Source organism: Tabrizicola sp. TH137 (assembly GCF_002855575.1).
Taxonomy (GTDB): Bacteria; Pseudomonadota; Alphaproteobacteria; order Rhodobacterales; family Rhodobacteraceae; genus Paragemmobacter.
The window spans coordinates 464,504-490,639 of record NZ_PKRQ01000001.1 but is presented as its reverse complement, the minus strand read 5'-3'; the positions used below and the strand labels follow the sequence as shown (position 1 = coordinate 490,639).

The following is a 26,136-nucleotide window of genomic DNA, read 5'->3' as shown; positions in this document are numbered from 1 at the left end:
TGAATTGAAATCCGCTGGTGGACATGTCGCTTTGCATCCTGGCCGGCCTTCATTTGCCGCGTGACAGGCCCAGCATGCGAAGCACTTCGCGCGGGGCCGGTTGCCGCCAGATTGCCTGAAAACTTTCAACGACGTTGTCCCGCGTGACGCCAATGCCGGGCAGGGCGATCCAGGCTGGAACGGGCCGACCCAGAAGACACAGGATCACGGTCTGCGCGGCTGCGATCCCTTGCAGGAAGGGTTGCTGGGCGGCGATGCAGCAGAAGGAGTCGCCTTGTGCGAGGGCAATGGCTGCGGCCTCTCCGAGATCTACGGTTGCCATGGGCATCGCTGCGCCGCTTTCTGTAAGGCGGGTGGCTGCGGCGAGGGCTGGCGTATCCCAGACGATGAATAGCCCGGCCATATCCGGGTTTGCTGACAGCAGATCATCCGCGGCCGCGGCGGCATCCTCGATCCGAGCAAAGCGGAGGACGCGCTGGGTGATGTCGGGGCGGTTCAACTGAAGCCACTTGGTGAAGGCGATCTCGCGCTCGTTCGTGGCGAAGAAATCGGCGGCGAAGCCGAGGACGCCGACCTTTGCACCATCGGGGATGTGTGGTGAAAGACCCGCGGCTGCGATCTTGCCCAGACCGAAGTTGTCCGACGACACCAGCGCCGTGTAGTCCTTGCCCGGCAATAGGCCGGTCGGCGCGTTGTCCAGCAGAATCAGCTTTATTCCCGCCTCGGACACCCGGCGGTGCGCGGCGGCGACCTGTTCATTCGCCACGGGAAGGGAGATGATCGCATCGGGGCGTTGCGAGATCAGCCGGTCGAGTTCGGCCACCTGCATGTCGGGGGAAAAGGCACAGTCCACAGCGTCGATCACCGCCGCGCCGCAATCGCCGAATATGCCCATCATGCCGGCCAGTTGCTGCTTGGCCCAGTCGCTTTCCAAGGTGTGCAGGACGACGGCCACGCGCCATCCGGCGGCCTTGGCAGCGGCGCGGTCGTCGGGCAGCAGGCTCACCCTTTCGGGTGGCGCGGCGCGTTCACCATGCGGGCCGAGGCCGGATATCGTCATGTCATGAGCTCCTGTCCGATCCGTGCGCGTGGCGGCGGCGGGGGCGCTGCGGCTTGGGAAAGCCGGTCATGAAGGGCAGCAAAGGCCGGATGGGCGATTGGGCTGCCTTGTATCACCCATTCCTTCAGGAAGGCTGGTGCGAAAAGCTGCTCCGATGCCACGCGGGCCGCGCCAACAAGCCCGGCTGAACTGCCCATCTGGGACCGGATGATCCGCAGGTCACGGGTGACGAAGGGATGCGATGCGCCATAGACCGCCTCGCGCAGCGCGGCGAGGAGGATGTCGTTCGTCTGCACGATGGAGCCCGACAGCACGATCAACTCGGGGTTCAAGGCATTGGCCAGTGTTGCCACGACCTGACCGATCAGGTGGCCCGAATCCGTCAGGATCGCGACCGAGGCGGGATCGCCGATCTGGGCGGCCTGCGAGACTTCGATGGCCGTGATCTCGCCCCCGCGGCGCTGGATCTCGGCCAGCATGGGGCTGCGCCCGTCCTGTGCGGCGGCCAGTCCCTCGCGCTGGATCATGTCCGATCCCGCGAGGGCATCGAGTGGGCCACTCCGACCGCCTGAGGTGACTGGCAGCGATCCGATCAGACCTGCGGCGCCATGCGCGCCTCGGTAAAGCTGGCCGTCACAGACGATGCCCGCCCCGATGCGGCGACCGACCTTCAGGAAAAGCAAGCTGCGCGTGCCGATCCCTGCGCCTGCGTGCAACTCGCCCATCGTCATCGTCTCGACGCTTGACCGCATCCAGACCGGGACACCGAAATCGCGGGTCAGCGTCTCGACCAGTGGGAAGCCTTCCCAGGCGGGAAGCACCGGCGGGGTGGCGGTCAGGAAGTCAGCCTCCGTAGCGCCCTGCACGGCACCGGGAACGGAGAGGGAGATGCCCCAGATACTACCCTGCGGCGCATGACGCTCCATCGACCAGCGGAAGAGCGCGGCCAGACGCTCGGCCAGTTCGGCGGGCGGGGCGGTCAGGTCGGCGGCCTCGTGATGTTCGGTCAGGAGTTTGCCGGAAAGGTCAGCCACTCCCACCCCGATCGCGGTCTGGTCCAATGTGGCGACAAGGATCGCGGCGCGCCTTGCCGCAAAGCGCACCAGACGCGGGGCGCGGCCTCCCGTGGCAGTGCCAAGCTCGCTTTCGTCCACCAGTCCCAGATCGCTCAGCATCGTCAGGCGATCCGCCACCACGGCGCGGCCGAATTCGCTTTGGCGTTCCAGTTCCTGCCGCGTGTTGGCCGCACCCGTGCGAACGAGGTTGAGGAGTTCGACCAGCGAGGGCGCAGCGGTTTCTACCGTGCGCGGCCGCCCTTTGCCGCGGGGGCGGGACGATTCGGAAGGGTCGGGTCCGTTCAGGGGCAAGGCTGCGTCCATATGGGTCCCTCAAGGGATACGGGCGAGACTTCCGCCGTGCAAGAAAGAACTTTTGCTGAAAAAAAGCAAAAGTAAGTAAACATAAGCAGAAAAAATCTTGACCGATGGCGAATTCGCGCTTAACGACGCTGTCACGGTCAGAGGAGGCCGGAAGAAATCGGACGGGCGGGGGCAACCCCGGCAACCTTTCCGCGGGAGGAGGGACACCGATGACAGCCTGGAAGCTGGCCTATCACGCCAATTGCTGGGGCGGCCTTGGCGGGGATGCCGTGGGCGTCACTTCGGTCACGCAACTGGCCTATCGTACCTTCGGGGACATGGACCGCGCCTGCGCCGACATCGCGGCTGCCGGATATGCGGGGGTGGAGCTGTTCGACGGCAACCTTCTGGACTACAGCGCCGCCGAGATGCGCAAGCTTCTTGCCGACAACGGGCTGGAACTGGTCGCCACCTATGCGGGCGGCAACTTCATCTTCGACGACATCCTGCCCGAAGAACTTGCCCGCGTGACCCGCGCCGCCGACCGCGCCGCCGAACTGGGCGCGCCGCATCTGGTCGTGGGCGGCGGGGCCAAGCGTTTCGATGGCACGCGCGAGCCGGATTATCACAAGCTGGGCGCGGCGCTGGATCGCGTGAAGACTTTGGCCGAGCCGCTGGGTCTGCGGGCGCATTACCACCCGCATCTTTCCACCATCGTCGAAGGACCTGCCGAAGTGGCCAAGATCTTCGATCTGACCGCCATAGATTTCTGCCCCGATACGGCGCATCTGGCCGCTGCCGGGGGCGATCCGGCGCAGCTTATCCGCGACCATGCGAAGCGGATTTCCTACATCCACCTCAAGGGATTCCAGCGCGATCCCTTTGCCTTCACCCCGCTTGACCGGGGCGATGTACCGACGGGGCCGATCCTGCAGGCGATGCGGGATGTGGGCTTTGCGGGCTGGGTCTGCACCGAACTCGACTCCTGGCCCGACCCCGCCGAAGGGGCGCGGTTGAGCATGGACTACCTGAACCGGGCAATCGCGGGCTGATCCGCCTGCCCACCAAACGGGGGAAGCCCCGCCACTTCTCTGGGAGGAAGAAGATATGTTGACCAGACGCAGCCTCATGGGCTCGGCGACCGCGCTTGCGCTTTTCATGGGGATCGCCGTCCCCGCCTTCGCCGATCCGGACGCGGCTCTTGCCAAGTTGCAGGAAACTGTCCTGTCAAAGGGACCGAGCGGCGAGGACCCGTCGCCCGCATCCGATGTCGTGCTGAGCGACGAGGAACTAGCCAAGATCAAGGAGATGGGTGCGACGGCTGCCATCGTCATGCATTACGGCGGCAACGACTGGAGCCAGGCGCAGATCAACGGGTTGCAGACGCAGTTCGGCGTGATGGGGATCGAGGTCATCGCCGTGACCGATGCGGGCTTCAAGCCCGAAAAGCAGGTCAGCGACCTTGAAACCATCATGGCGCAATCGCCCGACATCATCGTGTCGATCCCGACCGACCCCACCGCCACCGCCGCTGCCTATCGTGCCGCGGCAGAAGCCGGGGCGAAGCTCGTGTTCATGGACAACGTTCCGGCTGGCTTCGTTCCGGGGACCGACTATGTCTCGGTCGTGTCGGCCGACAACTACGGCAACGGCGTCGCCGCCGCCCATCTGATGGCCAAGGCACTTGGCCCGGACGGTGGCGAGATCGGGCTGGTGTTCCACGCCGCAGATTTCTTCGTGACCAAACAGCGCTACGATGCCTTCAAGGCGACCATCGCCAGCGATTACCCCAACATCACCATCGTGGATGAACAGGGGATCGGCGGGCCTGACTTCTCGGGCGATGCCGAAAAGGCGGCAGGGGCGATGCTGACCGCCAACCCGAATATCAGGGGCATCTGGGCGGTCTGGGACGTTCCCGCCGAAGGCGTGATGGCTGCCGCCCGCGCCAATGGCCGCGATGACCTGATCATCACGACCGTGGACCTTGGCGAAAACGTTGCCATCAGCATGGCTCAGGGCGGGTTCATCAAGGGGCTGGGCGCGCAACGCCCCTATGACGCAGGCGTGGTCGAGGCAAAGCTGGCCGGCTACGCCCTCTTGGGCAAGGACGCGCCGGACTTCGTGGCGCTGCCCGCCCTGCCGGTCAGCCGGGAAAACCTGCTCGACGCATGGAAGCAGGTCTATTCGACCGAAGCGACCGAAAACATCAAGGCCTCGATGCAGTAACCGACGCTGCGCGGGGTGTCCCTATCACCCCGCGCGCCTGCCGGGCCTTCACCGGGGGACTTGCTCCCCGCCCGCGAAGGCCCGGCCCTTTCCCCCAACCCGTCCCGCACAGCAACGGAGACCGACGATGACCAAAGTGATGAACGTTGCCATGATCGGCGGCGGCTTCATGGGCAAGGCGCACGCCATGGCCTATGCCTCGATGCCGATGTTCTTCTGGCCCGCACCGGCCATCCCGCACCGCAAGGTCGTTGTCGACATCACCGACGGCGCGGCCGAGGAAGCCCGCCGCCGCTTCGGCTTTGACGAAGCCTCCAGCGACTGGCGCAGCGTGGTGGCGCGGCCCGATATCGACGTGGTCGATATCTGCACGCCGAACAACGTGCATGCCGAGATTGCCATCGCGGCGGCCAAGGCGGGCAAGCACATCATCTGCGAAAAGCCCCTTGCCCGCACCGTCGAGGAGGCCCGCGCGATGACCGAGGCAGCGAAGGCCGCTGGCATCATCCATATGGTGGCCTTCAACTACCGCCGCACGCCCGCCGTGGCACTGGCCAAGAAATACATCGACGAGGGCCGCATCGGCCGTATCCTGAACTTCCGCGGCACCTATCTTCAGGACTGGTCGGCGGACGAGAATGGCCCGCTGTCCTGGCGCTTCCAGAAAAAGATCGCAGGCTCCGGCACGGTGGGGGATATCGGAACCCATGTCGTCGATCTCGCGCACTATCTGGTCGGCCCCATCGCCGAGGTGATCGCCATGACCAAGACCTATGTTACCACGCGCCCGATCCAGCAGGGCGGGGTGGACAAGCTGGGCGCGTCAGAGAAATCCGCCGATGCCGAACGCGCACCGGTCGATGTGGATGACGAGGTTGTCTCGATGCTGCGCTTCGGCAATGGCGCCATCGGCAGCCTGGAGGCAACCCGCAACGCCTGGGGTCGCAACAACTTCATCACACTGGAAATTCACGGGACGAAGGGCTCGATCCATTTCAACTACGAACGGCGCGACGAGTTGCAGGTGATGTTCGCCGACGATCCGGCCGATGCACGCGGCTTCCGCACCGTCTATACAGGCCCCGCGCATCCCTATGGTGGCGGGCTCTGGCCGATCCCCGGTCTGGGCATCGGCTATTCGGAAACGAAGATCGTGGAATGCTTCGACCTCTTCACCGCAATCGCCAGCGGCAAGCAGCCCAGCCCGAATTTCGAGGATGGCCTGCTGACGGAACTGGTGGCGGACGCCCTGCTGCGGTCGGGTGAAACCGGCAAGTGGGAGCGGGTGGAATGACCGCCCCCGCCCCAGTTGCCGTGCGGATGACCGGGATTTCCAAATCCTTCGGCGGTATCCGCGCGCTGGACGGTGTGGATTTCGAGGTGTTTGCCGGTGAAGTCCACGCCCTCCTTGGCGGCAACGGGGCGGGGAAGTCTACGATCCTCAAGGTTTTGAACGGCGTTCACGTGCCGGATGAGGGCGAGATCGAGGTGGCCGGCCAAAGGCTGGCAACCCCCTCTCCCGAAGCGGCGCGGGCGGCGGGCATCGCCATGAACTTTCAGGAAATGTCGCTGGTCCCGACGCTGACCGTGGCGCAGAACATCTTCCTGACGCGCGAGGCGCGGGATGCGCGCGGCATGATCGACGACGCAGAGTCGGTCCGCCGCGCGCAGGCGCTCTTTGACATGCTGCAAGTGCAAGTGGACCCGACCGCGCTGGTGGGCGATCTGGGCGCCGGGCAAAAGCAACTGACCGAAATCGCCAAGGCCATCAGTCAGAAAGCGCAGGTGTTGATCCTCGATGAACCCTCCACCGCGCTGTCGGTGTCGGATGTGGAGCGGCTGTTCTCCTTTCTTCGGCAACTCAAGGCCAAGGGAGTGGCGATCATCTATGTCAGCCACCGCATGGACGAGATTGCCCGCATCGCGGACCGTGCCACGATCCTGCGGGACGGCAAGCATGTCATCACCGCCCCGCTGGCCGATCTGCCCATCGACGTGATGATCGAACATATCGTCGGCAAGAAATCGAAGGGCCTGGCCGATGTTGCGCGCGGTGATGTCGCACGGGGCGAGAGTCTGCTGGAACTCCGGAACGTCACCGGCCCGCACAAGCCGGAAAACGTCAGCTTCGCCCTCCATAGGGGCGAGGTGCTGGGGCTTGCGGGCCTGCTCGGGTCCGGTCGGTCCGCCTTGGCCCGCGTCATTGCCGGGATCGAACCCTCTGTTCACGGCGAGATCAGGATAAAGGGCGCGAAGGTGGAAATCCGCCGCCCCGCCGACGCCATAGCCCATGGCATCGCACTCGTGCCCGAGGCGCGGGCGACCCAAGGCATCATCCCGGCCCATAGCGTGGCCGACAACATGGTGATGTCGGTGATCTCGCGCATCGCGCCCAAGGGCTTCGTCAACCGCGCCCGCATCGCGGAGATCGCCGAAGACATGATCAGCCGCCTGTCGATCAAGACCGCCAGCCGCGACCATGCCGTCTCCACCCTTTCGGGCGGCAACCAGCAGAAGGTGGTGATCGGCAAATGGCTGGCGACCGAGCCCGAAATTCTGATCCTCGACGAACCGACGGCAGGCATCGACATCGGATCGAAGGCCGAAATCATCCGCCTCGTGCGTGAACTGGCCCAGTCGGGGAAGGGGGTGATCGTCATTTCCTCGGAACTGTCCGAACTCCTGACGGCCTGCGACCGCATCCTCGTGATGGCCGATGGTCGTGCGCATCAGATGCTGGATCGCGCCGAACTGGACGACCCGGCCGAACGCGACCCCGAACATGCCCTTCAGGCGGCCGAGCGCCGGCTTCAGATCGAAATCCAGAAAGCCCTGAGCATCAAGGAGCCCAGCCATGGCTAAGGCAACAACCGCCCCCGCCGGGGGCTTCTTCGCCAACTGGCGGCAGAACATCATCTATATCGGTTTCGTAGTGATCTTCCTCGTCTTCGCGCTGACGCTGAACGACAAGGGGTTCCTCAATCCGAACAACCTGCTGAACATCGTGCGCCAGACGGCCATGATCGCCGTCATGGCCGTGGCCATGACCTTCGTTCTGTCGGCGGGCGAGATCGACCTCTCGGTCGGCGCGGTGGCAGGTCTGACCACCGTGACCGTCGCCATGGCGATATCCGTCGCGGGGCCTCTGGGCGGCGTCCTTGCCGGATTGGCAACCGGGCTTGCCGTCGGCATGTTCAACGGCTGGCTGACGACGCGGATCGGCATCCCCTCCTTCCTGACAACCCTTGCCATGATGGGCATCGCCAAGGGCGTGGCCATGTGGATTTCGGACACCGCCGCCGTCCCGATCCTGTCGCCCGGCTATTCCTGGATCTTCGGCGGAGGCTCGGTTGGCCCGATCCCCGTCCTGATGTTCTGGATGGCGCTGATCGCGGGCATTGGCCATATCGCGCTGCGCCGGTCGGGCTTTGGCCGCAAGGTGCTGGCCACCGGCGGTGGCGAAACGGCCGCGCGCTATTCCGGCATCGACACGCGCAGCATCAAGTTCAAGGTGCTGGTCCTGTCCTCCTGCGCCGCAGCCCTCGCGGGGATGCTCTACGCCGGCCGCCTGCAATCCGGGCGCTTCCAGCTTGGCGAAGGGGATGAGCTGTCGGTCATCGCTGCGGCTGTCCTCGGCGGGACCAGCCTCTTCGGCGGCAAGGGCACGGTCATCGGCACCATCGTCGGCGCGCTGATGATCGGGATGATCAACAATGGGCTGATCCTGATGGGGCTCGAATTCAGCCAGCAACTGATCGCCAAGGGCGCGATCATCATCCTTGCCGTTGCGCTGAGCCAGAAGAAGGGATGACCATGTACACGATCATCGGAACCGTGACTGCGCGCCCGGAAACGCGCGATGAACTGGCCTCCCTGCTGATGGCGCAAGTTGCGCCGACGCGGTCCGAGGCGGGCTGCATCAATTACGACTTCCATGTCGATGCCGCTGACCCCTGCGTCTTCGTCTTCTATGAAAACTGGACCGACCGCGCCGCGCTGGACGCCCATCTCGCGATGCCGCATCTGCAACCGCTCTTCTCGCAGCTTGACCGTCTGCTGGCCTGTCCGGTGGACATCCGGCCCCTGACCATGCTGTCGGAAAGGGCGACATGACGGGTAACGTGATCAAGGGTCCGGGCATCTTTCTCGCGCAATTTGCGGGGAACGACGCGCCCTTCGACAGCCTGCCCGCCATCACGGCATGGGCGGCAGGGCTGGGCTACAAGGGCGTGCAGATCCCGTCTTGGGATCGGCGGCTGTTCGATCTGGACCTTTGCGCCGAAAGCCAGACCTATGCAGACGAGGTTCTGGGCATCTGCGCCGAGGCAGGGGTCGCCGTCACCGAACTGTCCACGCATTTGCAAGGCCAGTTGGTCGCGGTGAATCCCGCCTATGACGCGGCCTTTGATGCGTTTGCGCCCGAAAAGGTGCGGGGCAATCCCGCCGCACGTCAGGCATGGGCGGTGGACCAGGTGACCAAGGCCGCAACGGCGGCGCAGCGTCTGGGGCTTTCGGGAACGGTCAGTTTCACCGGATCGCTGGCCTTCCCCTACCTTTATCCTTGGCCGCAGCGCCCCGCCGGACTGATTGAAACGGCCTATGCCGAACTTGCCCGCCGCTGGACCCCGATCCTTGACGCCTATGACGATGCGGGTGTCGATATCGGTTTCGAACTTCACCCCGGAGAGGATGTCTTCGACGGCGCAAGCTGGGAGCGGTTCCTGTCCGCCTTGGCCGAACACCCCCGCGCGCGGATAAATTACGACCCGTCGCACTTTCTGTTGCAGGCGATGGATTATCTGGCCTTCATCGACCTTTACCACGACCGTATCTCGGCCTTTCACGTCAAGGACGCCGAATTCCGCCCAGACGGAAGGCAGGGCGTTTATTCCGGCTACTCGCCCTGGGCTGAACAGGCCGGACGTTTACACAGCCTTGGCGACGGGCAGGTGGATTTCCCGGCCGTCTTCACATGTCTGACCCAGCACGGCTATCGCGGCTGGGCGGTGATGGAATGGGAGTGCTTCCTCAAATCTCCTGCGCAGGGTGCCGCCGAAGGAGCGCCCTTCATCGCCCGTCATCAGATCGAGGTGACGGGGAAAGCCTTCGACGATTTCGCAGGCGGGAGGGCCGATCAGGCTGTGCTGGACGCAATGCTGGGGATCCGGTCATGACACTGAAACTGGGCATGGTCGGCGGAGGACAAGGGGCCTTCATCGGCGGAGTCCACCGCATTGCGGCACGGCTGGACGGGCGGTGGGAGTTGGTTGCGGGGGCGCTGTCCTCTGATCCGGCACGGGCTGCGGCTTCGGCGGCAGACCTCGGCATCGCGCCGGACCGCAACTATTCCGACTTCGCGCAGATGGCGCTTTCCGAGGCATCCCGTCCAGACGGGATCAATGCGGTGGCGATCGTTACGCCGAACCATCTTCACGCGAAGGTGGCGACGGCCTTCCTGCGGGCCGGCATTGCGGTAATCTGTGACAAGCCGATGACCGCTACTCTGTCTGAGGCTGAGGAACTGGCTGCACTGGCACGCGAAACATCCGTGCCATTCGTGCTGACCCAGACCTATACCGGCTATCCGATGGTGCGCGAGGCGCGCCGGATGATCGCCGAAGGCGCAATCGGGGCGGTGCGTCACGTGCAGGTCGAATACCTCCAGGACTGGCTGGCGGGACCTGTGGAAAAGAGCGGGCAGAAGCAGGCGGTCTGGCGCACCGATCCCGGCATGTCTGGCGAGGGCGGTTGCATCGCCGATATCGGCACACATGCCGTCAATCTCGCCAGCTTCGTTTCGGGGCTGGCAGTTCAGGCCGTTCTGGCCGATCTGACCGCTTTCGAACCGGGGCGGCGGCTGGATGACAATGCGGCAGTCCTCTTGCGTTTCGATAAGGGCGCGAAGGGCATGATCTGGGCAAGCCAGATCACCCCCGGCACCAAGAACGCGCTGCGGTTCCGCATTGCCGGGGAACGGGGCGGGCTGGCCTGGGATCAGGAAAACCCCGATCTGCTTGAATTCACGCCGACAGGCGACGCGACCCGCCTGCTGCGCCGCGGTGACGGCCTGACCCAGACACCAAGCCGTATACCGTCCGGCCATCCCGAGGGCTATCTGGAGGCATTCGCAACTTTATACGCCGATGCGGCGGACCTGATCGAAAAGAATGGGTTGGCATCGACGCGAGCGCTGGCTACGGCTGAGGATGGACTTGCAGGAATGCGTTTCATCCGCGCCTGTGTCCGTTCGAGTGAGGCTGGCGGAGTGTGGACAGCGGCCTGACAGTCGGGGACGGCAGGCAGATCCGAACAGATGCGCTCACCGCTCAGCCGACCGTCCGAAGCGCGATACCGTGGTCGAAGCCCTGCGCCGTGCTCTGGTGGCTCGCAACCCCGCCCCGGGGCTGGTCCATCATTCCGATCGCGGATCGCAAGACTGCTCGATCAACGATCAGGCGCTGTTCCGCAAACGCGGCATGACTGCCTCCCGCAACACGTCCCATACCTCACGCGCCCCGTCGTTTTGCGCGAGGTAGGCCTTGATGATCCTCAAGGCTTCCTTCTTGCGGGCGCGGATGTTGTCCGGAAGGCCGATGCGGACGAGGTCATAGCCTCCCGGAATGTCCCGCAGTTCTTCCGGGGCAACGATCCGGCCACCCCATCTTCCGCGAAAAACGGCACGTGTCTCAAGCTGCCCAACGCCCCGCCTTGTATCGGCGCATGTCGCATAGCCCCTTGCCCGCAAGGGGTTTTCTCAAACCAAGGACGTTACGGGGAAAAGGTGAGAGGCTGGACAACGACCCAAGCGGGGCTCGTTACGGCTGCTTCCTTCCGGACCTGACCGGGTTGGCGAGGCGCTCACCCGCGCCAACCTCTCGCTCGTGGATATAGGCCCGCGCCCCCGGATTCGCAAGCGCCCTGCCGCCCCCTGTCAATGTTGTGGTCTGACCGTTGCGACTTGACTAACCTCCCCCCGGAAACTGGATCCGCAACAGGGGGAGGCACCCATGCCCGGCACGATCCGCATCGACTGGCCCGAACATGGCACGCCCGACCTGCCGCCCGACCTGACCCTGCCCGAACTTGCCGCCCGCCTCGCCGCCCTGCGCACCGCCGCCGCCGCGCGGGGCTACGATGCCCTCGTAATTTATGGCGACCGCGAACATGCGGCCAACCTGCATTGGATCACCGGTTTCGATCCCCGCTTCGAAGAGGCGGTGCTGGCCATCACCCCGACCGATGCCCTGCTCCTCGCCGGAAACGAATGCCTGCCCTATACCGAAACCTCGCCCCTCGTGGCGTCAGGCGCGATCCGCACCGCACATTGTGCCTCGCTCTCGCTGCCCTCGCAGCCGCGCGGCACGGCCCGGCTGGCCGACCTTCTGGCCGATGTCCTGCCCAGAGGCAGGCTCGGCGCGATCGGCTGGAAATGGTTCGGCGCGGATGAGGTGGACGATCCCGCCACCGCGCTCGACATTCCCGCCTTCCTTGCCGATCCGCTCCGCCGCCATGCGGCGCGGGTGGAAAACGCGACCGATCTGATGATGCATCCCGGCCATGGCCTGCGCGCCCGCGTGGACGCCGCCGAAATCGCCCGGCTGGAATTCGCCAATCACATGGCCGCCGCCGCCCTGCGGCGCATGGTGTACTCCTTCCGCGAAGGCCAGACCGATTTCGCGGCGGTAGAGGCCGCCCGCATCGGCGGCCTGCCCCTTGGCTGCCATGTCACCTTCGCCACCGGGGCGCGCGCCGCGCAGGGCCTGTCCGGCCCGACGGGGCAGCGCCTCGCGCTCGGCTCCCCCATCAGCTTCAACATCTGCCATTGGGGCGCGAATATCTGCCGCGCCGGATGGGTGGCGCGCGGGCCCTCCGATCTGCCCGCCCCGGCGCGCGACTATCTGGAACGCTTCGTCCAGCCCTATATGCAGGCCATGTCCGACTGGTGCGCCCTCATGCGCCCCGGCACCCCCGGCGGCGCGGTATGGGAGATGATCCAGCAGCGACTTCCCCCCGCGACCTTCGGCATCACCCTCAATCCCGGCCATCTGATCGGGCTGGATGAATGGCTCTCCTCCCCGATCTTTCAGGGGTCCGAGATCCCCCTCGCCTCCGGCATGGCGATGCAGATGGACGTCATCCCCGGCCACCCCGTCTATGGCTCCACAAGGATGGAGGATGGCTATGTGATCGCCGATGCCGCGCTCCGCGCCGCGCTGGCCCGCGACTTCCCCGAAGTCGCCGCCCGCTGCGAATCCCGCGCAAGGTTCCTGCGCGAGGTGATCGGGATCGACTGCCCCGACACGCTGCTCCCCCTCGCCGATACCTGCGGGATCATCGCGCCCTGGCTGCTCGACCCGGCGCAGGTTATGGTGGTCTGACCGGTCTTCATCCCGCGTCAACCAGATCACCCCGATCTTCATGCTTTGTCAGGAAAGTGAGTCGGAAACGTGGTTAATCCGCAGGTATTGCCGGAGTCTTGCTGCACAGGGCGTGGCCACAGTTTGCTGCACAGAATGCGGCACAGTCGATGACAGTCATTTCGACAGATTAATCCAGCGTCCGCAAGGGCTTGGCCCTCAGATCACCCCCGCCGCCCGCGCCCCGGCCAGCAAGTCCGCCGCCAGATGCCGCGCATAGCGCCCGTCGGTCGGGGCCACATCCGGCACCTGCACCACCACGCAGCCCGCCAGATGCGCGGCCTCCGCCCCGACATCGCTGTCCTCGAAGACAAGGCAGCGCGCCGGGTCCACGCCCAGCCGTTCTGCGGCCAGCAGATAGGGCTCTGGCGCAGGCTTCGGATGGCGCACGTCATCGAAGGTCACGACAGTCCGGAAATGATGCGCGATCCCCGCCAGCCCCAGCTTGTGATGCGCCCCCTGCCGCCCCGTCGATGTGACAAGCCCGAGAGGATGGTCAAGCATTTCAAGCAGTTCCGCCGCACCCGCCTTCAGGTCAAGACCATTGTCCAGCCCCCCGTCAAAGGCCAGGCGCCAGGCGGCATGAAAGGCGGCAAGGTCAATTCCCGGCAGGGAAGACCGGATGATCTCGGCGGCCTGCGGTTCCGCCTTGCCGACAAGGCGATGCATGAACCCCTCATCCACCGCATGGCCGACATCGGCAAAGGCGCGGATGCCGGTGACCACCGCCAGACGCTCGGTATCCACCAGCGTCCCGTCAAGATCGAAGAAAACCGCGTCGAACATGGGGAACCTCCAACCGTTCCCCTGCGCCCATACCCGATCACAGCCGCAGACGGAAGCGCGCCATCCCCCGCTGCACCGGCCCCAGGAATTCCGGCGACAGATGCGCGATATCGGCCAGACATCCCACCGCCCCCGCCCCCGTCTCCACCACGACCGAAGACCCCGCAACCGGCAGGAACCGCCATTGCTCGGCCGCCCTTGGCGCCACCGTGCCGCCGCGCGAGAGGTAATCGGCGACGGCAGTTCGCGTTTCCGTGCCGTCATCCAGCAGCACCCGATCCGGCCGGCAGGCGGGAAATCCGCCGCTGCCCCCGGCGCGGAAGCTGTTGGTTACCATGATGAATTTGTCCTCTGCCACGACCCGCCGTCCACGATGCCAAAGCGGGCCGATCCGGCGGGAATCGCCTTTCGCGACATCGCCGCCCGGAAGGAAGCGCGGCGGTCGCGTCACGTCCACGGTGAAGGACAGCCCGTCGATCAGCGTCAGGTCGAAGCCCGGCACATCACCGCGCAGCAGCCGCTGGTCCGCCTTGCCCGGACGCACCTCGGCAAAGAGGATGACCGCCCGCTCCAGCCACTCGGCCAGCTCCGCCCCCGTGATCGCCAGTGCCACCACCGTATCGGGATGCGGGCAAAGATCGACAAGATGGCGTAAGGACATGGGTCCGGCCGGGATATCCGTGAACTCCGTCGCGCCTCCCCGGCCCCCGGTCCGGAACGGCGCGGTTGAAGACAGGATCGGCACCCCCGCAAGGGCCCCGCCCGCCAACCGCCGCCGCACGTGATCCATCTGCGCCGCAGCCACGGTGCGCAGCGCCAGACTGGGCGAGATCAGGTCGAAATAGCTGTGCAGCCGATGCTCCGTCCAGCCGACGGACTGCCCCAGCCAACGCCGCGTCTCGCGATGCGCCCGCCCGCATGCGGCCGTCACCCGTGCCGGCATCGCACTCCTTGGCTGCGGCGCTGTCCCCTCCGTCGGAAAGACCGCAACATCCCGCGCCCGGACCCGCCAGCCCGTGCCGTCGCTGGCCAGCGCAAGGTCGATCTTTCCCAGATGTGATCCGTGAAACCCCGGCATGACGGCGGGGCGGCCATGCAGCAAGGCACGGCTTGGCGCGGATTGCTGTGGGAAAACAGCATGTTCATGGCCCAGGATGATGGCATCCGCCCCCGAAAGCCGGGCAAGGGGATGCGCGGCATGTTCCATCAGCGGCCGCTCGGTCTCTTCGCCCAGCCCGGTATGGGCCAGCAGGACGACCACATCCGCCCCCTTGCGGCGCAGGTCCGTCACCGCCTCGATGGCGGCGGGAACGGGGTCGCTCACCCCGATCCGCCCGCCGATCCGCGCCGATTCCCAGATCGCGGTCTGGGGGGGGGCAATCCCCGTGATGCCGATGCGCAGCCGATGGGTCTTGCCGCCGTCATCCCTGATCTGCCGTTCGATCAGGATGCCGCTCCGCACGAAGCGACGCCCGTCCAGCGCATGAAGATTGGCCGATACCATGGGAAATTCGGCTTCGTCCAAGGCCCGCTCCAGCACGTCAAGGCCATGGCTGAACTCATGATTTCCAAGCGTTGCAGCATCATAGCCAAGGGCATTCATGGCCGCGATCATCGGATGCGGCTGGTCTGCCCCTTCGCCGACCGCCCAATCCCCCAGCGCACTGCCATGCAGAAAGTCGCCATTGTCCAGAAGCAGGGTATTCGGGCAATCCGCCCGCGCCAGGGCGATCTTTTCCTCAAGGGCTGCAAGTCCGATCCCGGTCTGCGGTCGGTCGCGCCGGTAATCCCAGCCCATGGCATGGGCATGCAGATCGGTTGTCGCAAGCAGGCGCAGTGTGGCAAAGGCCTCTGACAAGCGACGGATCCCGAAAACTCGTTACGCACCAAAAGCAGACAGCTCATCTGTCAACTTCAGATTACAACTTTGGGGTGTTTCCCGCGCAAGTCAAGAAAAACGGATGAAAGCGGTTCCAAATCCAAGGCGGCTGGCATTTGCCTTGCGCAAGGTGGCATGGCATTAGGCGCGCGACAGGATCGAAAGGCAGGCCATGCGGATTGCGGAAACGGTGACATTCGGCGGCTCTGCGCTGGATCGGGCCGCAGAGTTGCGCAGCGATCCCGACCGTCTTGCCGCGCTCCTGCGCGACGGGGCCATCCTGCCCGTCTGGCGCGGCAAGCCTCTGGTCGAGGCGGGCGAGCGTCTGGCCTGGGTTCCGGCTGGCAGTCCGGTCCTGTCCGTTGCGGACGAGCCTGTCTTCCTGGGGCTGGACGAGAGCCTTCCCCGCTTTGCCGCCGACATTTCCGACTGGTCCCCCGAAGCTGGTGCCGAAGCGGTGGAGCAGGGATTCTTCGACCCCTCCGCCCAGCATCATCCCGCCCTGCCGCAGGCGCAGGCCTTTCTGGAACTGCGCGGGGTCATGACCGCGCTTTCGCCTCGGGACGCGGAACTGGCGGCAACCGCCAAGGCCTTGCTGCAATGGCACAAATCGCATGGCTTCTGCGCTACCTGCGGCGCGGTTTCGCGGCCCGCGGCGGGTGGCTGGCAGCGCAATTGCACGGGCTGCGGCGCGCATCATTTCCCGCGAACCGACCCGGTCGTCATCATGCTGATCACGCAGGGAAACCGCCTTCTGGTCGGGCGCAATGCCAACTGGCCGGAGGGGATGTATTCCCTCCTTGCAGGGTTCGTCGAACCCGGCGAAACCCTGGAGGCGGCCGTGCGCCGCGAAGTTCTGGAAGAGTCCGGGGTGCGGGTCGGGGCGGTGCGCTATCTGGCCAGCCAGCCCTGGCCTTTCCCGGCCAGCCTCATGTTCGGCTGCGCGGGCGAGGCGTTGACGGATGAGATACGGATTGATCCGCAGGAGCTTGAAGATGCCTGCTGGGTCACGCGCGAAGAGATGGTTCTGGCCATGGCAGGGCGACATCCGCGCATCAAGCCGGCACGTCGTGGGGCCATTGCGCATTTCCTGATTGCGAACTGGCTTGCAGACAGGCTTGATTGAACGGGGCAGGACGGGCAGCGGCGGCCATCGCCGCGAACCGGATAACGAGTGCAGGGTTAAGAAGGGCAGGTCAGGACAGGCATGAAGATCAGCGGTCGAACGGATATCGGGGCGCCCATCGCGTTCGTCTATGCAGCCTTCAGCGATTTCGAAGGATGGGAACGTTCGGCCATGCGGCGCGGTGCCGAGGTCAACCGCACCGACAAGCTTCGTGTCGCGGGGCCGGGCATGACCTGGCAGGCGCGCTTCGCCTGGCGCGGGAAAGAGCGGCAGTTGCAATTGCGCCTGAAACGTCTGGAACCCGGGCAGGGGCTTACGCTCGATTTCGACGGCCCCTCGGTGGAGGGCATGCTGAATATCGAACTGGTGCAACTGGCTGCGCGCCGCACGCGCGTCATGATGCAGGTGGAACTGAAGCCGCGCACACTTGCGGCGCGCCTGTTCATCCAGTCCATGCGCCTGGCGCGCAAGCGGGTGCAGCGGCGGTTTGACGGCCGTCTGGCCGAGATCGCCCGTGACATGGAACAGCGCTTCGCCGGTCAGCCGACGCTGTGACGCTGCCGCCTCAGCCCCTTTGGGGATCGGCCGGATAGACGCCCAGCACGTTGAAGGCGGACGTGAAGTAGCGCAATTCGTCGAAGGCGAGGCGAACGTTGTCATCCTCCGGATGGCCCTCGATATCGGCGTAGAACTCCGTCGCGGTGAAGCTGCCGCCGACCATATAGCTTTCCAGCTTCGTCATGTTCACGCCATTCGTGGCGAAACCACCCAGCGCCTTGTAAAGCGCGGCCGGGATGTTGCGGACCCGAAAGGTGAAGGTTGTCATCATCTTGCCGGCACCCCGGCGCGAAACATCCGGGCTGCGCGACATGACGAGAAAGCGGGTGGTGTTGTTCGCCTGATCCTCGATATGGCGGGCCACCACGTCCAGACCGTAGATTTCCGCCGCCAACTCGCTGGCAAGCGCAGCCCGCGTCGGATCTCCCAGTTCCGCCACCTCACGCGCGGCGCGGGCATTGTCGCTGCTGACCTTGCCCTTGATGCCATGCGCCCTCAGAAACCCCGCGCATTGCGGCAAGATCACCACATGCCCATGCGCTTCGGCGATCTGGTCCAGGGTCGCGCCCTTCACGCCCAGAAGGTTCACATGCACGCGGACGAAGGCTTCGTCCACGATGTGCAGACCGGCACGCGGCAGCAGGCTGTGGACATCGGCCACGCGGCCGTAGGTGGAGTTTTCGACCGCCAGCATCCCCAGATCGACCGCGCCGGACCGGGTGAGTTCCACCACATCCTCGAAGGTCTGGCATGGCACGACCTCCATTCCCGGGCGGGCCTGAGTGCAGGCCTGATGGGAATAGGCCCCGGGTTCCCCCTGGAAAGCGATGCGTCCGGTCATGTCGTTCTGGCTCTGCCCGAAAAAACCCCCATACAGGGGCGAATGGTCGCGCTACTACACCTTGAAACCGGAGGTGGGAAGCGGATACATACCCGCGCAAACGGAGTGCCAAGGGAACGCGCGAGATGTTCGATACGATGACGATGACCAAGGCGACCGGCGCGGTCTGCGGGTCGCTGCTGGTCTATCTGCTGGCAGCCTGGGGTGCAGAGTCGCTTTACCACGTCGGCCATTCGGGCCACGGTGAGGAAGAAATCGCACAGGCCTACACGATCGACACCGGCGCGGACGAAGCCTCGGCCGAGTCAGAAGAAGCAGCTCCCGACTTCGCGACGCTTCTCGCATCCGCCGATGTCGCCGCGGGCGAAAAGGTCTTCGCCAAGTGCAAGTCCTGCCACAAGCTGGACGGGTCTGATGGGGTCGGCCCGCATCTGAACGGCATCGTGGGCAAGAACAAGGGCACCTCGGCCGGCTATGCCTATTCCGACGCATTGGCTGCGCTGACGGCCGATGTCTGGTCGCCTGAGAACCTCAACGGGTTCCTGGAAAACCCCAAGGGCTATATGCCGGGAACGAAGATGTCCTTCGCCGGCCTGCCCAAGGTGGACGAACGGGCGAACCTGATCGCCTATCTGGCGACCGTCCAGTAATCGGTGCAAATCGCAGGATGAAGGCCGCTTCCGTTTTCGGAGGCGGCTTTTTTCTTGGCATTCCGTCACCATCTTCCCGTGACGGGCAGCTTTCACGCAAACGCAACTTGTGACTTCCGGCAAAGCCGGTCTAGCTTTCGGTCAAGAAGACGGGCGGGACAGCCGCCCTAGGCAGGGGAGTTCGGGATGATCAGACGCGGCGGCGGTGCAGGTCGGGCGAAGGTCGAAACCAGCGTGGCGCGGCGCGGTGACGCCCTCCAGTGGATCGGGGCGGGGCTCATGGCCTTGGCACTGGCAGCGTGGGGCGTGTCCGCCCAGGCGCAGGACGGGGTGACCGTAAGCCATGCGATCACCACCTTTGGCGATCCTCCGAGATATCCCGCCGATTTCACCCATCTCGATTACGTCAACCCGGATGCACCAAAGGGCGGCGAGATTTCGCAATGGGCCTTCGGCGGGTTCGACAGTCTGAACCCTTATTCCGTGCAGGGCCGGGCTGCGGCGCTGGCCTCTGCCCCCTACGAATCCATCCTTACAGGCACTTCCGACGAGATCGGCACGTCCTACTGCCTGCTTTGCGAGACGATGGAGTTTCCTGCGGACAGGTCCTGGGTGATCTTCAACCTGCGCCCCGAAGTGACCTTTTCGGACGGCACGCCGATGACGGCGGATGACGTGCTGTTTTCCTACCAGACCTTCCTTGCCAAAGGCCTTACCGATTTCCGCGCCGTCCTTGCCGAACAGGTGGAAAAGGCAGAGGTCCTTGGTCCGCACCAGATCAAGTTCACCTTCAAGGCGGGCTTTCCCACCCGCGACCTGCCGAGCGAGGTGGGTGGTCTGCCGATCCTGTCCAAGGCGCATTACGAGGCGAACGGGCTGGACCTGGAAAAGTCGAGCCTGACGCCCTTCCTTGGCACCGGACAATACATGCTGGACAGCATGGAAGTGGGCAAGTCGATCAGTTGGAAGCGCAACCCTGACTACTGGGGGGCCGACCTGCCAATCAATCGCGGCCGGGGGAATTTCGACCGCATCCGCATCGAATACTACGCTGACTACGATGCCGCCTTCGAAGGGTTCAAGGGGGGCGACTACACCTTCCGGACCGAAGCCTCGTCCATCACCTGGGCCACGCGCTATGATTTCCCGGCGCTGGCGAATGGCTGGGTGAAGAAAGAGGAAATCCCCTCCGGCGCCAAGGCCAGCGGACAGGCCTTCCTCTTCAACCTGCGGCGCGAAAAGTTTCAGGACCCCCGAGTGCGCGAGGCGTTGGGCCTGATGTTCAATTTCGAATGGTCGAATGCCACCTTGTTCTACGGTCTTTATGACCGGATCGACTCGGTCTGGGAAAACTCGTGGCTGGAACCCGAAGGCCCGCCCTCGCCCGAAGAGGCCGCGCTGTTGCAGCCGCTGGTGGATGAGGGGCTTCTGCCTGCTGCCATTCTGACAGATCCGCCCGTTCCTGCGCCCACCAGCGGTGAGCGGCAGCTAGACCGCGGCAACCTGCGCGCTGCCTCGGCCCTGCTGGACGAGGCGGGCTGGGTCGTGGGCGATGACGGTCTGCGCCGCAATGCGGCGGGAGAGGTGCTGCGGGTGGAGTTCCTGAACGATTCCCCGTCCTTTGACCGGGTGATCATTCCCTATGTCGAGAATCTAAAGGCGCTGGGTGTCGATGCCGTGCTGACCGGCATCGACAACGCCCAGATGGAGGCCCGCACGCGCCCGCCGGAATATGACTTCGACATCGTGGTCGGGAATGCGCGGTCCGGATACATTTCGGGGTCGGAGTTGAAGCAGTTCTACGGGTCGGAGACCGCCGATGTGTCGGCCTTCAACCAGATGGGTCTGAAGTCGCCTGCCGTGGACCGGATGATCGAGGTGGTGATGGCCGCCAAGTCGATGGATGAATTGACGGTCGCGACCAAGGCGATGGACCGCGTGCTGAGGGCGGAACGCTTCTGGGTGCCGCAGTGGTACAAGGCCACGCATTGGGTCTCCTACATCGACATGTATGACCGCCCGGCCAATCTGCCGCCCTATGCGCTGGGCGAGCTTGATTTCTGGTGGTTCAACGCCGAAAAGGCCGAAGCCCTGCGGGCCGCGGGCGCAATCAGATAACCGGAAGGCACAGCTCCGAATGGGCGCCTATATCCTGCGGCGGCTTTTGCTGATCATCCCGACGCTGGTCGGGATCATGGTCATCAACTTCGCGCTCACGCAATTCGTGCCGGGCGGCCCCATCGAACAGGTGGCGGCGCGGCTGGAAGGCGATGGCGACGCGATGGAGGTCGTGTCGGGCGGCGGCGATGCCGGGGTGGAAACGCAAGGGCAGGATGACGGCTATATCGGTGCACGCGGCCTGCCGCCCGAGTTTCTGGCGCAGCTTGAGGTGCAGTTCGGCTTTGCCCGCATCGTCTGCGAAGAGGGCTTCACGGGTGAGCCGTCGGTCACTGCGCCGGAATGTCAGAAGGAGATGATCCCCGCGACGGAGCGCTTCTTCATCATGATGTGGAACTATATCCGCTTTGATTTCGGGGAAAGCTACTTCCGTTCCATCGACGTCGTCGATCTGGTGATCGAAAAAATGCCGGTGTCCATCACGCTGGGCCTTTGGTCCACGCTGATCGCCTATCTGATCTCCATCCCCCTTGGTATCCGCAAGGCGGTGCGCGACGGCACGCCCTTTGATACTTGGACAAGCGGGGCGATCATCGTGGGCTATGCGATCCCCGGCTTCCTGTTCGCCATCCTGCTGCTGGTGCTGTTCGCGGGCGGGTCCTACTGGAAGATTTTCCCGCTGCGGGGCCTGACCTCTGACAATTGGGAAGAATTGTCGCTGCTGGGCAAGGCGGCGGATTACCTGTGGCATATCGCGTTGCCGGTGATCGCCTCCACCATTTCCAGCTTTGCCACGCTGACCCTGCTGACGAAGAACAGCTTTCTGGACGAGATCAAGAAGCAATATGTGATGACGGCGCGGGCGAAGGGTTTAACCGAAAGCCGTGTCCTGTATGGCCATGTCTTCCGCAACGCGATGCTGATCGTCATCGCGGGCTTTCCGGCGCTGTTCGTGGGGGTATTCTTCGGCGGCAGCCTGATTATCGAAACGATCTTTTCGCTGGATGGCCTTGGCCAGCTTGGCTTCCGCGCGGCGGTGGAGCGGGATTACCCCGTGATCTTCGGCACGCTGTTCTTCTTTGGCCTGATCGGGTTGGTGATGGGGATCATTTCAGACCTGATGTATGTCTGGATCGACCCCCGCATCGACTTTGGCACGCGGAGGACATGATGGCGCTGTCCCCCCTGAACCAGCGCCGCTGGCGCAACTTCACGGCCAACCGGCGGGCCTATTGGTCGCTCTGGATATTCCTGGTGCTTTACGGCATCTCGCTTTTTGCCGAGGTCATTGCCAATGACCGCCCCCTGCTGGTCAGCTATAGGGGCGAACTGCATACCCCCTTCTTGACCTTCTACCCGGAAACCGCCTTCGGCGGCGATTTCCGGACCGAGGCGAAATACACCGATGTCGAGGTGCAATGCCTGATCAAGTCCGGTGGAAGCCTTGATTGCTGGGACGATCCGGAAGGCGTGATCGCGCAGGTGGCGGATGGCACGCGGGCGGCGGCCGATCCGGCGTTCGTTGAAGGCTGGATCGTCTGGCCGATCATCCCTTACAGCTATAACACGATCAACGATCTGGACGGGCCTGCCCCTTCGGCACCGGATGAAAACCACTGGCTGGGCACGGATGACACGGCGCGGGACGTGCTGGCGCGGGTGATCTATGGCTTCCGCCTGTCGGTGAGTTTCGCACTGATCGTGACGCTGATTACCTCTGTCGTGGGCATCGCGGCGGGTGCGGTGCAGGGCTATTTCGGCGGGCTGACCGACCTGATCTTCCAGCGGGTGATCGAGATCTGGGGGGCGACGCCCAGCCTTTACATCATCATCATCGTGGCGGCGATCTTCACGATGGATTTCTGGCTTCTGGTGGGCCTGATGGTGCTGTTCGGCTGGACGGCGCTGGTGGGGGTGGTCAGGGCCGAATTCCTGCGGGCGCGGAACTTCGAATATGTCCGCGCGGCGCGGGCCTTGGGCGTGTCCGACCCTGTGATCATGTTCCGCCATGTGCTGCCCAATGCCATGGTCGCCACGCTGACCATGCTGCCCTTCATCATCACCGGCACCATCGGCAGCCTTGCCACGCTGGATTTCCTGGGCTTTGGCCTGCCGGAAAGCGCGCCCAGCCTTGGTGAACTGACCCAGCAGGCCAAGCAGAACCTACAGGCGCCGTGGCTGGGCTTCACGGCCTTCTTCACCTTTGCCATCATGCTCAGCCTTCTGGTCTTCGTCTTCGAAGGCGTGCGTGATGCCTTTGACCCCAGAAAGACCTTCCGATGAGCGTTGTGCTGGAGGTCGAGAAGCTTTCCATCCGCTTCCGTCAGGATGGCCGCGTGATCGAGGCGGTGAGGGGCGTCAGCTTTACCGTCGGCAAGGGCGAGACGGTCGCGCTGGTGGGGGAAAGCGGATCGGGCAAGTCGGTGACCGCGTTGTCCACGGTGTCGCTGCTGCCTGACAGCGCGGGTGTGGACGGGTCGATCCGCTATCTTGGGCGCGAAATGGTGGGGGCGTCCGAGGCCGAATTGCGCCGGGTGCGCGGCAATGACATCAGTTTCATCTTCCAGGAGCCGATGACGAGCCTGAACCCCCTGCACACGATCGAACGGCAATTAGGCGAAAGCCTTGCCCTGCATCAGGGCCTTTCGGGCGATGCCGCGCGGGCGCGCATCGTGGACCTGTTGCAGAAGGTGGGGATCGCTGAAGCGGAAAGTCGCCTTGGTGCCTATCCGCATCAGCTTTCGGGCGGGCAACGTCAGCGGGTGATGATCGCCATGGCGCTGGCCAATGGGCCGGAGCTTCTGATCGCGGATGAGCCGACCACGGCGCTGGACGTGACGATCCAGGCGCAGATCCTTGATCTGCTGGCCGAGTTGAAGGCGAAGGAGGGGTTGAGCCTTCTCTTCATCACCCATGACCTTGGCATCGTACGGCGGATCGCGGACCGGGTCTGCGTGATGCAGGGCGGCGAGATCGTGGAACAGGGCCCGGCGAAGGAGATTTTCGCCAATCCGCAGCATCCCTACACGCAAAAGCTGCTGGCCGCCGAACCTAGGGGCGTGCCGGAACCGATCCCGGCCGATGCGCCGGAAGTGGCGCGGACGGAAAACCTGCGCGTCTGGTTTCCCATCCAGCGCGGGTTGCTGCGCCGGACAGTGGGGCATGTGAAGGCGGTGAATGATGCCACCCTCTCCGTCCGGGCGGGCGAGACGCTGGGGATCGTGGGCGAAAGCGGATCGGGCAAGACGACGCTGGCCTTGGCCGTGTTGCGCCTGACGCCTTCAGAGGGCCGCGTGGTCTTTCTGGGGCGCGAGTTGAAGGATGTGCAGGGGGCCGCCCTGCGCGCCCTGCGCCGCGACATGCAGGTGGTGTTCCAGGACCCGTTCGGCAGCCTCTCGCCGCGCATGACGGCGGAACAGATCATCGCCGAAGGTCTTGGCGTGCATGGGGTGGACCCCGGCCGCGACCGGCGCGAGATGGTGGCCGAAATCATGGCGGAGGTCGGGCTCGATCCGGCATGGATGGGGCGTTATCCGCACGAATTTTCGGGCGGGCAACGGCAGCGGATTGCCATCGCCCGGGCGATGATCCTGCGGCCCAAGCTGGTGGTGCTGGATGAACCCACCTCGGCGCTGGACATGACGGTGCAGGTGCAGATCGTGGACTTGCTGCGGGCGTTGCAGCGGAAATGGGGCCTGGCCTATATCTTCATCAGCCACGATCTGCGGGTGGTGAAGGCCTTGTCGCATAGGGTGATGGTGATGAAATCGGGTGATGTGGTGGAAGCAGGCGACTGCGCAACGGTTTTTGACGCGCCGAAAAGCGCCTATACGCGATCCCTGATGGCTGCGGCCTTCGGGGGGAAAGTGGCGTGAAGGTTCTTCTGGTTCACCAGAATTTCCCCGGCCAGTTCCTGTATCTTGCGCCCGAACTGAAGCGGCGGGGGCATGACGTGTTGGCCCTGACCGATATCGTGAACAAGCGCGAGACCGATATCCGCACGCTGCGCTATCGCCACGATCCGCCGAAGGTCGATGCCCAGGCCTGCCGATTGGGGCGCAACTATACCACGCAGAGCGATCGGGGCGTGACGGTGGCGCGGGCCTGCCTCCGGCTGCGGCGCGAGACGGGATATGTGCCCGACGTGATCTTTGGTCATTCCGGTTGGGGAGAGACGCTGTTCCTGAAGGAAGTCTGGCCCGAGGCGAAGCTGATCGTCTATGCCGAATTCTACTATCGTGGCCAGGGCGCCGATGTCGGCTTTGACCCCGAGGCGGGGGATGGTGGTTTCGATCAGGTGCTGATCGCGCAGGGGCGGACGGCGCATCTGGGGCAGGCGATGCTGCATGCCGATGCGGGCGTGTCGCCGACGGAGTGGCAGGCCTCCACCTATCCGCCGCCCCTGCGGAAGATGATCGAGGTGATCTTTGATGGCGTTGATAGCGCGGCCGTGCAGCCTGATCCGGCGGCCAGCGTGACCCTGCCGGATGGTCGCGTGCTGCGGGCGGGGGATGAGGTTCTGACCTTTGTAAACCGCAATCTGGAACCCTATCGGGGCTATCACAGCTTCATGCGGGCGCTGCCTTCGGTTCTGGCGGCGCGGCCCGCGGCGCAGGTGGTGATCGTGGGGGGCGACGATGTCAGCTATGGCCCGCCGCCGAAGGATGGGCGGCGGTGGAAGGACATTTATCTGGATGAGGTGAAGGATCGGCTGGATCTGTCCCGCGTTCATTTTATTGGGAAAGTGCCCTATTCCACCTTCGTGTCGCTGATGCAGGTCAGCCGGGCGCATGCCTATCTGACCTATCCCTTCGTCCTCTCCTGGTCGATGCTGGAGGCGATGTCGGCGGGTGCGTTGGTGATCGGGTCGGACACAGCGCCCGTGCGCGAGGTGATCCGGCATGGGCAGAACGGCCTGCTGGTCGATTTCTTTGATATCGCGGGCTGGTCGCGGGCCATCATCGAAGCGCTGGAGGCGCCGGAGCGGTTTCTGCCCTTGCGTGCGGCGGCCCGGCAGACGGTGCTGGAGAGATACGACCTGCGGTCGGTCTGCCTGCCGCGGATGGTGGAGATGGTGGAACGTTTCGGGCCGTAGGATGGGCAATTCTGCCCAT

Annotated in this window: 22 protein-coding genes and 1 other RNA gene; 17 read left to right on the top strand and 6 right to left on the bottom strand. The window is 64.6% G+C overall.

The genetic code is table 11. From position 1 onward, the window contains the following. Positions 1 to 49 precede the first annotated feature (49 nt). Positions 50 to 1,060: a substrate-binding domain-containing protein gene (locus tag C0V75_RS02430; RefSeq protein WP_101919294.1), complete on the bottom strand. Its 1,011-nt coding sequence runs from the start codon at positions 1,058 to 1,060 to the stop codon at positions 50 to 52. Beyond that, complete coding sequence (locus C0V75_RS02425) at positions 1,057 to 2,439, bottom strand: ROK family protein (RefSeq protein ID WP_101919293.1); 1,383 nt, start codon at positions 2,437 to 2,439, stop codon at positions 1,057 to 1,059. Before C0V75_RS02425 ends, C0V75_RS02430 begins: the two co-directional genes overlap by 4 nt. Positions 2,440 to 2,648: 209 nt before the next feature. On the opposite strand from C0V75_RS02425, the gene C0V75_RS02420 reads away from it, so the two are divergent. The 8 genes from C0V75_RS02420 (at position 2,649) to C0V75_RS02385 (ending at position 10,930) form a co-directional block, all read left to right on the top strand. Continuing rightward, positions 2,649 to 3,470, top strand: coding sequence for a sugar phosphate isomerase/epimerase (locus C0V75_RS02420; protein ID WP_101919292.1), 822 nt, complete (start codon positions 2,649 to 2,651; stop codon positions 3,468 to 3,470). Positions 3,471 to 3,525: 55 nt separating this feature from the next. Continuing rightward, on the top strand, positions 3,526 to 4,647 hold the full coding sequence (locus tag C0V75_RS02415) for a substrate-binding domain-containing protein (protein WP_101919291.1): 1,122 nt from the start codon (positions 3,526 to 3,528) through the stop codon (positions 4,645 to 4,647). 127 nt (positions 4,648 to 4,774) lie between these two features. Further along, the gene (locus C0V75_RS02410; protein WP_101919290.1) at positions 4,775 to 5,941 is read left to right on the top strand and encodes a Gfo/Idh/MocA family protein; all 1,167 of its coding nucleotides are present in this window, start codon (positions 4,775 to 4,777) and stop codon (positions 5,939 to 5,941) included. Further along, entirely contained in the window at positions 5,938 to 7,509 is a 1,572-nt protein-coding gene (locus C0V75_RS02405) for a sugar ABC transporter ATP-binding protein (protein WP_101919289.1), read from the top strand. The genes C0V75_RS02410 and C0V75_RS02405 overlap by 4 nt, the downstream gene beginning before the upstream one ends. After that, positions 7,502 to 8,458: an ABC transporter permease gene (locus C0V75_RS02400; RefSeq protein ID WP_101919288.1), complete on the top strand. Its 957-nt coding sequence runs from the start codon at positions 7,502 to 7,504 to the stop codon at positions 8,456 to 8,458. The genes C0V75_RS02405 and C0V75_RS02400 overlap by 8 nt, the downstream gene beginning before the upstream one ends. Further along, positions 8,455 to 8,760 (top strand): putative quinol monooxygenase, encoded by a 306-nt coding sequence (locus C0V75_RS02395; RefSeq protein ID WP_101919287.1) that lies wholly within the window; start codon positions 8,455 to 8,457, stop codon positions 8,758 to 8,760. The genes C0V75_RS02400 and C0V75_RS02395 overlap by 4 nt, the downstream gene beginning before the upstream one ends. After that, positions 8,757 to 9,821 (top strand): sugar phosphate isomerase/epimerase, encoded by a 1,065-nt coding sequence (locus tag C0V75_RS02390; protein WP_101919286.1) that lies wholly within the window; start codon positions 8,757 to 8,759, stop codon positions 9,819 to 9,821. Before C0V75_RS02395 ends, C0V75_RS02390 begins: the two co-directional genes overlap by 4 nt. Continuing rightward, positions 9,818 to 10,930 carry a Gfo/Idh/MocA family protein gene (locus C0V75_RS02385; RefSeq protein WP_101919285.1) on the top strand — a complete coding sequence of 371 codons (1,113 nt, stop codon included), beginning with the start codon at positions 9,818 to 9,820 and terminating at the stop codon, positions 10,928 to 10,930. Before C0V75_RS02390 ends, C0V75_RS02385 begins: the two co-directional genes overlap by 4 nt. Before the next feature lie 496 nt (positions 10,931 to 11,426). Here C0V75_RS02385 and ffs read toward each other — a convergent pair. Further along, an RNA gene (ffs, locus tag C0V75_RS02380) (signal recognition particle sRNA small type) lies at positions 11,427 to 11,525 on the bottom strand. Positions 11,526 to 11,654: 129 nt separating this feature from the next. Here ffs and C0V75_RS02375 point away from each other — a divergent pair. Next, a complete protein-coding gene (locus C0V75_RS02375; RefSeq protein WP_101919284.1) occupies positions 11,655 to 13,025 on the top strand; it encodes a Xaa-Pro peptidase family protein in 1,371 nt (456 codons plus the stop codon). Between the two features lie 198 nt (positions 13,026 to 13,223). Here C0V75_RS02375 and C0V75_RS02370 read toward each other — a convergent pair whose 3' ends face one another. After that, the gene (locus C0V75_RS02370) at positions 13,224 to 13,850 is read right to left on the bottom strand and encodes an HAD family phosphatase (protein WP_101919283.1); all 627 of its coding nucleotides are present in this window, start codon (positions 13,848 to 13,850) and stop codon (positions 13,224 to 13,226) included. A 37-nt stretch (positions 13,851 to 13,887) separates the two neighbouring features. Beyond that, positions 13,888 to 15,708 carry a 5'-nucleotidase C-terminal domain-containing protein gene (locus C0V75_RS02365; RefSeq protein WP_101919282.1) on the bottom strand — a complete coding sequence of 607 codons (1,821 nt, stop codon included), beginning with the start codon at positions 15,706 to 15,708 and terminating at the stop codon, positions 13,888 to 13,890. Between the two features lie 193 nt (positions 15,709 to 15,901). Between C0V75_RS02365 and nudC the strand changes: the two genes are divergently transcribed. After that, a complete protein-coding gene (nudC, locus tag C0V75_RS02360; protein ID WP_101919281.1) occupies positions 15,902 to 16,855 on the top strand; it encodes an NAD(+) diphosphatase in 954 nt (317 codons plus the stop codon). 81 nt (positions 16,856 to 16,936) lie between these two features. Beyond that, entirely contained in the window at positions 16,937 to 17,410 is a 474-nt protein-coding gene (locus C0V75_RS02355; protein WP_101919280.1) for an SRPBCC family protein, read from the top strand. 10 nt (positions 17,411 to 17,420) lie between these two features. On the opposite strand, the gene C0V75_RS02350 is transcribed toward C0V75_RS02355, so the two are convergent. Then, on the bottom strand, positions 17,421 to 18,254 hold the full coding sequence (locus C0V75_RS02350) for a prephenate dehydratase (protein ID WP_101919279.1): 834 nt from the start codon (positions 18,252 to 18,254) through the stop codon (positions 17,421 to 17,423). 125 nt (positions 18,255 to 18,379) lie between these two features. Here C0V75_RS02350 and C0V75_RS02345 point away from each other — a divergent pair, with 125 nt between their 5' ends. The 6 genes from C0V75_RS02345 to C0V75_RS02320 all read left to right on the top strand — a co-directional run bounded on the left by C0V75_RS02345 (position 18,380) and on the right by C0V75_RS02320 (position 26,117). After that, positions 18,380 to 18,904, top strand: coding sequence for a cytochrome c family protein (locus C0V75_RS02345; RefSeq protein ID WP_101919278.1), 525 nt, complete (start codon positions 18,380 to 18,382; stop codon positions 18,902 to 18,904). 279 nt (positions 18,905 to 19,183) lie between these two features. Further along, positions 19,184 to 21,022: an extracellular solute-binding protein gene (locus C0V75_RS02340; RefSeq protein ID WP_371410663.1), complete on the top strand. Its 1,839-nt coding sequence runs from the start codon at positions 19,184 to 19,186 to the stop codon at positions 21,020 to 21,022. A gap of 19 nt (positions 21,023 to 21,041) precedes the next feature. Then, positions 21,042 to 22,193 carry a microcin C ABC transporter permease YejB gene (locus C0V75_RS02335; protein ID WP_101919276.1) on the top strand — a complete coding sequence of 384 codons (1,152 nt, stop codon included), beginning with the start codon at positions 21,042 to 21,044 and terminating at the stop codon, positions 22,191 to 22,193. Next, positions 22,193 to 23,305, top strand: a complete 1,113-nt coding sequence (locus C0V75_RS02330) for an ABC transporter permease (protein WP_101919872.1) — start codon at positions 22,193 to 22,195, stop codon at positions 23,303 to 23,305. Before C0V75_RS02335 ends, C0V75_RS02330 begins: the two co-directional genes overlap by 1 nt. After that, the gene (locus tag C0V75_RS02325) at positions 23,302 to 24,897 is read left to right on the top strand and encodes an ABC transporter ATP-binding protein (protein ID WP_101919275.1); all 1,596 of its coding nucleotides are present in this window, start codon (positions 23,302 to 23,304) and stop codon (positions 24,895 to 24,897) included. The genes C0V75_RS02330 and C0V75_RS02325 overlap by 4 nt, the downstream gene beginning before the upstream one ends. Then, complete coding sequence (locus C0V75_RS02320) at positions 24,894 to 26,117, top strand: glycosyltransferase (RefSeq protein WP_101919274.1); 1,224 nt, start codon at positions 24,894 to 24,896, stop codon at positions 26,115 to 26,117. The genes C0V75_RS02325 and C0V75_RS02320 overlap by 4 nt, the downstream gene beginning before the upstream one ends. The last annotated feature ends 19 nt before the right edge of the window (positions 26,118 to 26,136 follow it).